This window comes from Sphingomonas nostoxanthinifaciens (assembly GCF_019930585.1).
Classification (GTDB): Bacteria; Pseudomonadota; Alphaproteobacteria; order Sphingomonadales; family Sphingomonadaceae; genus Sphingomonas_I; species Sphingomonas_I nostoxanthinifaciens.
Genome location: NZ_CP082839.1, coordinates 431340 through 443241, shown reverse-complemented (window position 1 = coordinate 443241; position 11902 = coordinate 431340). Strand labels below are relative to the sequence as shown.

Here is an 11902-nt window from a genome sequence, read left to right as displayed (position 1 = left end):
GCGTGTCGGTCATGCGTCGAGCGGCTCCAGCGGGCGTCCGTCATAGGTGAAGGGGGTGGTCGCCTCGTCGAGCATCGGCAGCACCTCGTCCTTCGGCGACAGGATCGGCGTGCGCCGGTCGAGCGGCCACGGCAAGGCCAGATTTGGATCGCTCCAGATCACGCCACCCTCGGCCTGCGGCGCATAGAGGCCCGAGCATTTATACTCGACCTGCGTATCCGGCTGGAGCGTGACGAAGCCGTGGGCGAACCCGATCGGAATGAACAGCTGGTGCCCGTTATCGGCCGACAGCTCGGCCGCGACCCATGTGCCGAAAGTCGGCGAGCCGCGCCGCGCGTCGACAGCCACGTCCCAGATCGCCCCCGCGACGCAGCGGACCAGTTTGTCCTGCCCGAAGGGCGGCGCCTGCCAGTGCAGCCCGCGCAGCACGCCGGCATCGCGCGACATGGAATGATTGTCCTGCACGAACGTCACGCCGATGCCGAGCGTGGCATAACGCTCCGCCGCATAGGTTTCCATGAACCAGCCGCGATCGTCGCCGAAGCGGCGGGGACGGATCAGTTTAACAGGCATCGACACACCCCTAAGGTTCGATCGGGCTTTAGGAAAAAAGCGCGAACACGACTACTGCTTCATGCATCCGAAAAGCGTGAACGCGATCTGCTCGGCCGCGAGATCGCTCCGCACGCCCCCCGCCATGCCCGGCCGCCAGATCGCATAATCGCTGCGCTGATCCGGCGCGCCGGGCACGTGGAACGGGCCGGCGAGGCTCGGCTGATGATCGCCGTAGAAGACCAGCCAGCCGGCCGCGCCGATCGCGTCGCGCAGGATCGGAATCATCGCATCGGTCGCGCGCAGATGGGCGAGCCATCGGCCGACGGCGGTCGGATCGGCAAAGGCCTGCCACTCGAGGGGCAAGGCGACCGGCTCGACCGCGTCGTGCGCGGCGTCCCACGGCCCGTGATTCTGCATGGTGATGATGAAGATCAGCACCCGCGGCCCATGCGCCCGCACCAATTGCGCGGCGCGCTCGGCAACCGCGACGTCGCTGACGTAGGGTCCGACCCGCGGAGCATCGGTAAAGGCGTCGATCGCGATGAACTCGTCGAAGCCCAGCAGCGGCATCACCTTGTCACGCGCGTAGAAATTGGCGGTGTAGGGATGCAGGCAGATCGTACGATAGCCGGCAGCGCGCGCGACCGAGGCGAGCGACGGCAACGGCACCTGCGCGAAATGCTCGTAGGGGTTGTAACGGTCCAGCCCCACCTCGTTCGGCCCGAGCCCGGCAAGCACCGCCAGTTCGGTACGGATCGTGTTCGCGCCCCAGCAGGGCACGTCGAGCCGGCCACGAACGACCGCTTCTTCCTTTAGCCGAGCGAAATGCGGCAGCAGATCGGCAAAGGCCGCGTGCAACCGCGTGGCGTCGATGAACGATTCGCCCTGGACGATCACGATCGGCCCGGCATCGTCGGGCAGGCTCGGCCATGCCCGCGCCTGAGCCGCCTGCTGCCGTGCCGGCCGCTCGTGGCTGGCGAGTGTCGCCTGGATGATGCAGGCGGCGAGCAGGCCGAAGCGGCGCGCATCCTCGGCGGGGTCACGCGTAATCGCCAGACGTTCGTACCGCCGCGCCAATCGACCAAGAAACAGCGGCAGCGCCGGCACGACGAACGATGCCCGCCCGATGACGATCGCGACGATCGCGGCCGCGACCACCGCCGGCACGCCTGCGTGCCACAGCGGCGGCTCGATCATCAGAAACGCCGCTACCACCGCCGCGCAGGCAAAAGTCGCCAGCACCATCGGCACCAGGCCGACGAACGACAGATAGAGCTTGGGATGGCGCACCACCTCGATCAGCTCGGCGCGATCGGCGAACAGCACCGGCTCGCCCAATATCTTGCGCTTCACGCGATCGGCGATGGCGAGGCCGATGCCGAGCGTGACGATACCCAATCCCGCCATGATCGGCCGGGCGGTGACCAACAAGAACAGAGCGAAACCGATCATTTCGGGCAGGAGATCGAGGAACAGCGGCAACAGCCGCCCCGGCCCGCGACGCCCGAGCAGGGGCGCGCCGACCATCAGCCGCAGCGCGATCCAGGTAAGCAGGCACAGGACAAGCCCGGCAGCGACGTGCAGCAGCATCAGGCGGCTTATTTGCCCGGTTCGATATGGAAACGGAAGTTACGCATGATCCGATCGCCGATCGCCGCCGGCATCAGATCCGCCGCCTGCTGGCCGAGCGCGAGCAGGCGCGGGAACACCACGCGTGCCCGCCGCGCATCGACACCGCGTCGAATCACCGCGATCATCCGATCGAGGCTGACCATGAACGGCGTCGGGCCCTTCCAGCGATCGGTCATCGGCGTGTCGAAGAAGCCGGGCACGACCACCGTCACCGCGATCCCATAAGGCGCGAGCAACGCCCGCAGCCCCTCGCCATAGGCACGCACGCCGGCCTTGCTGGCGCTGTAGGCCGGGCTGTAGGCAAGACCGCGCAAGCCCGCGGTCGAAGAGATCACCACCACCTGGCCCGCGCCGCGCGCGATCATGCGCGGCAGCAGCGGCTCGACCGTGTTCATCATGCCGAGCAGGTTGGTGCGGACCTGCATCGTCGCGAGCGCCAGCCCCTCCGGGCCGCCTGCCTGCGGCGTCCCAGCGGACACGCCAGCGGCAGCGAAGACGAGGTCGATCGGCTTGGCCGTATCCTGCTCCAGCAGCCACGCGCCGAATGCGTCCGCCTCCCCGACGTCGAAGCGGCCGGCAACCACTTCCGCGCCGCGCGTGCGGCACTCCTGCGCGACGGCCTCTAGCCGCGCCGCGTCGCGCCCGCATAGCAGCAGGCAGACACCGTTGCCGGCATAAGCGCGCGCGAGCCCGGCGCCGAGACCACTCGACGCGCCGGTGACCAGTATCGTTCGCGGCGGCATCACCCGCTGGCCGGCCGCACCGTCGCGCCCGCGCCGCGCGCACCGGCGGCGCGCCACACGAGCGACAGCGGCGCCTCCGCCGCCTCGAGCCGGACCTTCGCGCTGTCGACCAGCATCGCCAGCCCTTCCTCGCTGAAATAGCCGCCGTGGATCAGGCAACGGTCGATCAGCACGCGACGGAAGGCGTCGAACACCGCCATGTCGGGCGGCGTCGGCGCCTGCCAGAAACGATCGAGACCATCCTGATGCGTGATGCGCGGAATATCGTAGACGGCGTCGCCCAGCACCACGGTCGGCACGCCGTGCCGCAACGACAATGTCCCGGTCGTGCTGTTGACCGTGATCAGGCCCCGCGCTTCACGGACGACCACGTCGATATCGGCGGTCTCGAGGAACATGACCTTGTGCGCGACGCCGAACCGCCCGGCCACGTCGAGCGTCCGCGCCTCCCAATCGGTCAAGCCGTTGTCGAGCGGGTGGCCTTTGACCAGCAGCAACGTGTCGGCCGGTGCATGCTTCGCGAACGAGCCCAGCACCTGCTCGATCGCCGGCTGCATGCCGGAAAAGCCCGAATGGATGCGGATCTGGTAATCGTCGTTCAGCTGCAGCGGGAAGACGAAATAGGGCTTGCCGCTCGCCTGCAGCCGATCGAGCGTCGCCGCCGAACGGCGCCGCTCGGCGCCCTGATGCAATAGCCGCCACGCCCAGCCGGCATATTCGTGCAGGATGTGCCACGGCCGGTGCGTGCGATAGGCGGGAAAGAGCGGCGTGAGCGCGAGGCACGCCAGATTGTAGACCAGATCCTCCTTGGCGCGGCGCGCGAACGAGGATGGCACGCCGGGAAACGCCGGCAGCGGAGGCAATGCTTCGGCCCGCTCGAGATAATGCTGCGGGTTGCGCGACAGCGCCGAATGGCCGTTGACGCCGCCGACTTCGAGCGTGACGAAATCGGGGCGGACATAGCCTTCCTCGAACACGTGGACCTGCAGCCCTTCTTCCCGCGCCATGCGGATGGCGACGGCATGAAGGGGGCGGCAATCGCCGAACAGGACGATGTCGGTGATCGCCCTGCGCGCCAATATTTCATCGAGGAAACGCGGCCAGCGGGACAAGCCCCCGCGATAGTCCACGGCATTGGCGCCTTGCCAATAGACCTTGTCGCCACCGTTGAAGTTGATCCGGTGGACGCCATGGCCATCGCGCCGCAACGCATCGCCAAGCAGGGAGAAAAATGGACCGGCCAATCCCTGAAGGAAGAGGAATTCGCGCCGCAAACCGCGCTTCACGCCATCCTCTCCATCGTCACGATCGGCTGGATCGCCCTCATCTTGGCCCTTTGCACGCTGCTTGCGGCCGACACAACCATCCTGTTCGCGATCATACCAATGGCGACAATCGGTCTGCTGTCATCAAGCGCTCCTCCGCCCGTCCTAAGCAGAAAGACGTCGATAAGCCAGTCGATGTTGCTGCGCCGCAGCACTATCGAGGCGAGCTTCGGCTTGTCCGGGCCTGTCGCTCCGCTATAGCTTCGACGAGGCCCTGATAAGGAAAAGGGCCGGCTGGAGCCCCCGCTTGAACCGTTCGCGTTACGATTTCGACACTGGCCGGCGGGGGAACGCTTCGGCCATGGAAGAACCCATCGCGATCATCGGCGCCTCGTGCAGGCTGCCGGGTGCGCCGGACGTGGACGCCTTCTGGCGACTGCTGATCGAGGGCCGCGACGCGGTTACCGAAATTCCCGACGACCGCTGGAACAAGGCGGCATTGCTCCACCCGGAGCGGGGCCAGCGCGGCAAGGCCTACACCTTTGCGGCGGGCGTGCTGGGCGACGTCTCCGGGTTCGACCCTGCCTTTTTCGGCATCAGCCCACGCGAAGCGACGCAGATGGATCCGCAGCAGCGCCTGCTGCTGGAACTGGCCTATGAGGCGATCGAGGATGCGGCGCTCGACAGCGATCGGCTGCGCGGCGAGCCGGTCGGCGTGTTCATCGGCGGTTCGTCGTGGGATTATCTGAACCTCAACGTCGGCGATCCTTCGACCACCGACGCTTATTCGATGATCGGCGTCACGCTGTCGATCCTGTCGAACCGCATCTCCTATGCGTTCGATCTGCGCGGGCCGAGCTTCACCGTCGACACCGCCTGCTCATCGTCATTGGTCGCGTTGCATCAGGCGTGCGAGGCGATCCGCGGCGGCGAGATCGGCATGGCGATGGTCGGCGGCGTCAGCCTGTTGCTCGCCCCACAGAGCTTCGTCGGCTTCTGCGCCGCCTCGATGCTGAGTCCCAAGGGGCATTGCCATGCCTTCGACGCGCGCGCCGACGGCTACGTCCGTGCCGAGGGCGGCTGCATGGTCATGCTCAAGCCGCTGGGGGCGGCGTTGGCGGCGGGCGATCCGATCCGCGCGGTGATCCGCGGCACCGGCGTCAATTCGGACGGGCGCACCAGCGGCCTGTCGCTGCCGAACAAGGCGGCGCAGGCGGCGCTGCTGACGCACGTCTACGATCGCTTCGCGATCGATCCGGCCGAGCTCGTCTATGTCGAGGCACACGGCACCGGCACGCCCGCGGGCGATCCGATCGAGGCCGGCGCACTCGGTTCGGTGCTGGGCCGCGGCCGCAGCGCGCCGCTGCCGATCGGATCGGTCAAGACCAATGTCGGCCACCTCGAGGCGGCGAGCGGCATGGCCGGCCTCATCAAGGCGATGCTGGTGGCGGAGCGCGGCACGATCCCGCCCTCGCTCCATTGCGAGACGCCCAATCCGAATATTCCCTTCTCCGAGCTGGGCCTCACGCTGGCGCCCGAGGCGATCGTGTTGCCCGACGATGGCCGACGTCGGCTGGTCGGGCTCAACTCGTTCGGCTTCGGCGGCACCAACGCCCATGCCGTGCTGGAGGCGCCGGATCCCACCTCCGCCCCGGTCGCGGAGAACAATGAGACGCTGCCGCCTTTGCTGCTGTCGGCGCGCTCGGCAGGAGCGTTGAAGGCGCTCGCGGCGACGTGGCGCGCGCGGATCGCCGATGCCGATCCGACGACGCTGCCGGCGCTTGTGCGCGGTGTCGCGTGCGGCCGGACGCAGCATAAGAAGCGGCTGGTCGTGCCCGGCGGACCCGCCGCCGCGATGCTCGACGCGCTCGATGCCTTCCTTGCCGACAAAGCGACCGTCGCCGTCGCCACGGGCGATGCGGTGCCGAGCCGGCTCGGCTTCGTCTTTTCGGGCAATGGGAGCCAGTGGGCCGGCATGGCCGCCGACGCGATGGCCGGAAGCCCCGCTTTCCGCGAGGCGCTGGCAGAGGCCGACGCGGCACTCCAGCCCTGGCTGGGTTGGTCGGTGGCAGACGCGCTCGCCGATCCGGATCCCGACGGACTGCGCAATACCGACGTCGCCCAGCCGTTGCTGTTCGCGGTGCAGGTGGCGCTCGTCCTCGCCCTGCGCCAGCATGGCGTGGAGGCCGACGCCTGCATGGGTCACAGCGTCGGCGAGGTCGCCGCTGCATGGGCTTCCGGCGCGCTCGATCTGGACGCGGCGGCGCGGGTGATCGCGGCGCGCAGCTCGGCCCAACAGCAACAGCACGGCGTCGGCGCGATGGGCGTGCTGGGGCTCGATGCCGAGGCTTCGGCCGCCATCCTCGCGACCGCCCCGCTCGCCGGCTGTGGCGTCGAGGTTGCTGCGCATAACAGCGCGCAGGCGACCACCGTCGCCGGATCGACCAAGGGCATGGACGCGCTGGAGGCCGAAGCGAAGGCCAAGGGCTGGCGCTTCACCCGGCTCGACCTCGATTACGCCTTCCACAGCGCGGCGATGGACCCCATCGCCGCCCGGCTGGCGACCGATCTCGACGGCCTGCTGCCCGGCCTGACGACGGTCCCGTTCGTCTCGACGGTCGCTGGTGTGACGGTCGAGGGCCGGACGCTCGACGCAGGATATTGGTGGCGCAACGTGCGCGCACCGGTGCTGTTCGCCGAGGCGGCGCGGGCGATGGTCGCCGAAGGCATCCGCCTGTTCGTGGAGCTTGGGCCGCATCCGGTGGTGCAATCCTATCTGACCGACGCATTGCGCGCCGCCGACAAGGAAGGCCGCGTCTTGCCGAGCCTGTCGCGCCGACCGGCCAAGGGCGATCCGATCGCGGCACTGGCGGCGCGGATCCATGCGGCCGGCGGCGACATCCGTCACGCCGACGCCTTCATGGGGCCTGCCGTGCGGCGCGGCCTGCCCGGCTATCCGTGGCAGCGCGAGCGTTTCTGGGTGCCGCGCACGCCCGAGGCGACCGATCTTGTCACGGTAGGCTTCGATCATCCGCTGCTCGGCCAGCGCCAGGGCGACCAGCCGGTCGAATGGCGGCGGCACATCGCGCTGGAGACGCTGCCGTGGCTCGCCGACCATGTTGTCGGCGGCGCGGCGGTGGTGCCGGCGGCAGCGCTGATCGAGATGGCGCTGGCGGCGGCGCGCGAGCGCCATCCCAAGGCGGCCGCGCTCGACCTGTTGGATGTCGAGATCGGCCGCGCTTTGGTGCTCGAGCCGCATGTGATGCGCGAGGTGCGCTTCCGCGTCGGATCCGGCGCCGGCGACTTCGAACTCGCCTCGCGCCCGCGCCTGACCGAGGAAGCGTGGATCGTCCACATGGCGGGCCGCATCGGCGAGAGCGACGTCGCACCCGCGTCACGCCTCGATCCGGTCGAAGGCGTGATCGAGCGGCGCGTCGATGCGACGACGCTCTATGCGCTCGCGCACGGCATGGGGCTGGATTACGGCCCCGCTTTCCGCGTCGTGACCGCGATCGACGTGCTGGGCGACACGCAGGCGATGGTTCGCCTGGGCCAGGTGACAGCGCTCGGCGACGGGCTGCTGCTGCCGCCCAATCGGGTCGACGGGGCGATGCAGGGGCTGCTCGCGCTCGCCGCGGATCGGCTGGGTGGCGACAATGGCGTCGTGCCGTGGCGGTTCGGCCGCATTCAATTGCTTGCGCCTGCGGGCGCGATCCCGACCGCGGCGCGTCTCGACGTCACGCGCGTCGGGCCGCGCTCGATCCGCGCAGACATCGCGCTGCTCGACGCCGACGGCGCGGTCGTCGCGCGATTCGGCGAATGCTGGTTCGTGCAGGTCACGCTCGGGCGGAGCGCGGACATGGAGGACATGCTCTTCCACCCCGCCATCGTCGCCAGCAACGGCGGGCAAGCGGTTGCCTGGCCCGCATTGCTCGCGCCGACGGCCGAGAGCACTCCGAGCGAGGCGCGGCTGCTGGCCGACGCCTATGCGACCACGGTCGCCGCCGAGACCATCCGTGGCCTTGCCGCGAGCGAGCCCGATTTCCTGCCGCAAGCCTTGATCCGCCAGGGCGCCGTCGCGCCGGGCAGCCGCGTGGTGCTGGATCGGCTGCTGCGCTGGCTCGCTGCCGACGACCTCGCCGAACAGGGCGGGGACGGGGTGTGGTCGCTTCGCGCCGACGATCTGCCGCCGTCCGACGCGATCCTGCGCACGTGGCTGTTCGACAATCCGCGCGCCATTGCCGACACTGCATTGCTCGCGCTTGCCAGCGAGGCCCTGCCGGCGCTGCTCGAGGGCGGGCCCGACGCGGCGCCCGCGCTCCCCGATGCGTTGTGGGATCAGTTCCTGACCGATTCGCCAAGCAGCATCGCTGCGGCCGAGGCGCTGGTCGCGCGCGTTCAGGCGGTCGCCGCCGCGTGGCCCGAAGGCCGGCCGCTGCGCGTGCTGGAGATCGGTGCGCGACGCGGCGCGCTGACGCGGCGCCTGCTGCGCGCCGTGTCGCACCCGGACCTCGCGCTGGTCGCAGCGACGAATTCCGACGAGCATCACGCACTGGCGGCGCTGCTCGGGGGCACGCCCCGCGTGCGGGCGATGGCGTGGCCGGTCGGCGCTGGCGAGGGATCGTTCGACCTGATCGTCGGCATGCATGCGCTGAGCCTCGGCGACTGGGGCCCGAGCGAGATCGGCGCGCTGGCGGCCATGCTCGCGCCCGAAGGCGCGCTGCTGCTGGCGGAGCCCGAGCCAAGCCGGACGTGGCAATTGCTGCGCCCCTTCGCGCCGGCGCTGATCGACGCCGCGCGCCGCGTGACTGCCATCGAAGAGGCCGGCTTTGTCGACGCCGCGCTGCAGCCGCTTGGCGCCGGCCTGTGGCCGACGAGCCTGATCGCCGCACGCGGACCCGATCGGGCGATGCAGCCGGCGTCGATGCCAAGCGGGATCATGCTGTTTGCCGAAGCGGGCGCCGATGCCGAGGCGCTTGCGGCGGTGCTCGGCGATGCGATCGAGGCGCGGCAGGCTTTGGGGTCTTTACCCGAAACCATCGCCATCTGGCGCGCGTCGCCCGAAGCTTCGATGGGGTGCTGTCTGGTCATCATGCCGGGCGAGACGACCCCGCTGCCCCAGATCCTCATGTCGGTCGCCGCTCTGGCGACGCTTCCGGCCACTGATGCCCCCCTGCCGGTTACGATCTGCCTGCGCGGGCGTGCGGCGGGCGATGCCCGCGCGGCGGCGGTGATGGGCGCGTGGCGCGTTCTCGCCAACGAGGCCCCGCATATTGCGTGCCGACTGGTGCGGCTCGATCCCGATCTGTCGGTTGCGCAGGCCGCCGCGCATGCCGCCGCCGAGATCGGCCGTCCCGATGGCGAGGGCGATATCGCGTGGAGCGCGCATGGCCGCCATGTGCCGCGCATCCGCACCGGCCTGCCGCCGGTCGCTAACGATGCCGCTGCGCTGCGCCTGACCGTCCAGCGCCCCGGCCTGCTCGGCTCGCTCGGCTGGGCCGAGGCCGATGTCGCCCTGCCCGGACCGGGTGAGCTTGCGATCAAGGTCGAGGCCGCCGCACTCAATTTCCGCGACGTGATGTGGGCGATGGGCCTGCTACCGGACGAGGCGTTGCTCGACGGTTTCGCCGGGCCGACGCTCGGCCTCGAATGCGCGGGCATCGTCACCGCCGTCGGTGACGGCGTGACCACCTTCGCCCCCGGTGCTCGGGTGATGGCATTCGCGCCCGCCGCGCTTTCGACCCACACCGTCACCGCCGCGCATGCTGTGATGCGGATGCCCGCGGGCATGGACTTCGCCGCCGCCGCGACAGTGCCGGTCGCCTTCCTGACGGTCGCTTACGCGCTCGGCCATCTCGGCCGGATCGAGGCGGGCGAGACCGTGCTGGTGCATGGCGGCGCCGGTGGTGTCGGCCTCGCCGCGATCCAATATGCCAAGCATCGTGGCGCGCGCGTGATCGCCACCGCCGGTTCACCCACCAAGCGCGCGCTGCTGCGGCGCCTGGGTGTCGACGCCGTGCTCGACAGCCGCAGCCTCGCCTTCGCCGACGAGGTGATGCGGCTGACCGACGGCGTCGGCGTCGATGCCGTGCTGAACTCACTTTCGGGCGAGGCAATGCGGCGCAGCCTGGGGCTGGTAAAGCCGTTCGGCCGCTTCCTCGAACTCGGCAAGCGCGACTTCTACGAGAATAGCGCGGTCGGCCTCCGCCCCTTCCGCCACAATGTCAGCTATTTCGGCATCGATGCCGATCAGCTGCCGCTCAAGCGCCCGGCGCTGGCGGCGGCATTGTTCGGCGAGATCAGCGACCTGTTCGCCGCCGGCGCGCTGCGCCCCCTGCCCCATCGGCTGTACGATTATGCCGACGCGGAGGATGCGTTCCGGCTGATGCAGGCCTCCGGCCATATCGGCAAGATCGTGCTGGCGCCGGGCGCGGCATGGCCGATGCCGCTGCGGCAGGCCGCCACCTTCGCCGCCGATCCGGACGGCGCCTATGTGGTTACTGGCGGCCTCGACGGCTTTGGCCGCGAGGCGGCGCGCTGGCTTGCGCGCAGCGGCGCGAGACATCTGGCGCTGCTCAGCCGCCGTGGCCCGGCCGCGCCGGGCGCGGCGGAGACTTTGGCCGCCTTTGCCGCCGACGGCATCGATGCGCGCGCTTATGCGGTCGACGTGGCCGACGAGGCCGCGCTCGACAAGACACTCGCCGCGATCCGCAGCGACCAGGCGCCGATCGCCGGCGTGATCCATGCCGCGGTCGCGATGGACGATGCTTTGCTCGCCCAGCTCGACGCCGATCGCTTCGAGCGCGCGCTCCGTCCGAAACTGGCTGGCGCCGAGGCGCTCGACCGGTTGACGCGGACGGATCCGATCGGCCTGTTCCTGCTCTTCTCGTCGGTCACCACTCCGCTCGGCAATCCCGGCCAAGGCAATTACGTTGCGGCAAACGCCGCGATCGAGGCGGTGGCCGAGCGCCGCCATGCCGAGGGCCTGCCCGCGCTCGCGGTGCAATGGGGGCCGATCGGCGACGCCGGCTATCTCGCGCGCGAGCATCAGGTCAGCGACATGCTCGCCCGCATGCTCGGCGGCGACCACCTCACCGCCGAACGCGCGCTCGACATGCTGCCGGCGCTGATCGATGCCGGCGCGCCGGTGATCGGCCTCGCCGGCGTGCGCTGGGGTGCGCTCGCCGGCCGCTTGCCGTTGCTCGCCTCGCCGCTGTTCGCGGAGATGGAGCAAGGCGGCAGCGATGAGGCCGCCGAGGTCGATCTCAAGGAACTGCTCGCCACCTGCTCGCCCGAAGAGGCGCAGGGACGCGTCACGAGCATGCTGGTCGAGGAGGTCGCGCGGATCATGAAGCTCGCACCCGACCGGGTCGAGCCGCAACGCCCGCTCGCCGAACTGGGCATGGACAGTCTGATGGCGGTCGAGCTGCGGCTGGCGGTCGAGCAGCGCTTCGGTATCTCGATCCCGCTGCTGGCGCTGTCCGAGGGCGCGACGCTCACCGCGATGGGCGGCCGGATCGTGCGCAGCCTCGGCGCGCCGGCCGAAGCCGGCGCGCCCGATGCCGCGCAGGAACTGATGCAGCGCCTCGCCCGGCACGAAGGCGGCATCGCCGGCCCGGCCGACGGCGCGACCGCCCCCGACGAGCCCGGTCTCGCCGCCGCCGCCGCCACTATGCCTTGATCTCGCCACGGCCCTATGCGACCCGC

The 11902-nt window shown here is 70.1% G+C and carries 6 protein-coding genes; 2 read left to right on the top strand and 4 right to left on the bottom strand.

Features of this window, described 5'->3' with window-relative positions; genetic code table 11:
- Nucleotides 1–9: 9 nt before the first annotated feature.
- From rfbC to K8P63_RS02000, 4 genes are read right to left on the bottom strand one after another with little or no spacing between them, the layout of a single operon-like run.
- On the bottom strand, nt 10–573 hold the full coding sequence (gene rfbC / locus K8P63_RS02015; protein WP_223798221.1) for a dTDP-4-dehydrorhamnose 3,5-epimerase: 564 nt from the start codon (nt 571–573) through the stop codon (nt 10–12).
- 51 nt (nt 574–624) lie between these two features.
- Complete coding sequence (locus tag K8P63_RS02010; RefSeq protein ID WP_223798220.1) at nt 625–2145, bottom strand: LTA synthase family protein; 1521 nt, start codon at nt 2143–2145, stop codon at nt 625–627.
- A gap of 8 nt (nt 2146–2153) precedes the next feature.
- Entirely contained in the window at nt 2154–2930 is a 777-nt protein-coding gene (locus K8P63_RS02005; RefSeq protein WP_223798219.1) for an SDR family NAD(P)-dependent oxidoreductase, read from the bottom strand.
- Nucleotides 2930–3937: a capsular biosynthesis protein gene (locus tag K8P63_RS02000; protein WP_263282670.1), complete on the bottom strand. Its 1008-nt coding sequence runs from the start codon at nt 3935–3937 to the stop codon at nt 2930–2932. The genes K8P63_RS02005 and K8P63_RS02000 overlap by 1 nt, the downstream gene beginning before the upstream one ends.
- Here K8P63_RS02000 and K8P63_RS01995 point away from each other — a divergent pair.
- Both K8P63_RS01995 and K8P63_RS01990 read left to right on the top strand, forming a co-directional pair.
- Entirely contained in the window at nt 3908–4456 is a 549-nt protein-coding gene (locus tag K8P63_RS01995) for a hypothetical protein (RefSeq protein ID WP_223799932.1), read from the top strand. The two genes, K8P63_RS02000 and K8P63_RS01995, sit on opposite strands and share 30 nt — an antisense overlap.
- Nucleotides 4457–4556: 100 nt before the next feature.
- Nucleotides 4557–11876 (top strand): type I polyketide synthase, encoded by a 7320-nt coding sequence (locus K8P63_RS01990; protein ID WP_223798218.1) that lies wholly within the window; start codon nt 4557–4559, stop codon nt 11874–11876.
- Nucleotides 11877–11902: the final 26 nt, after the last annotated feature.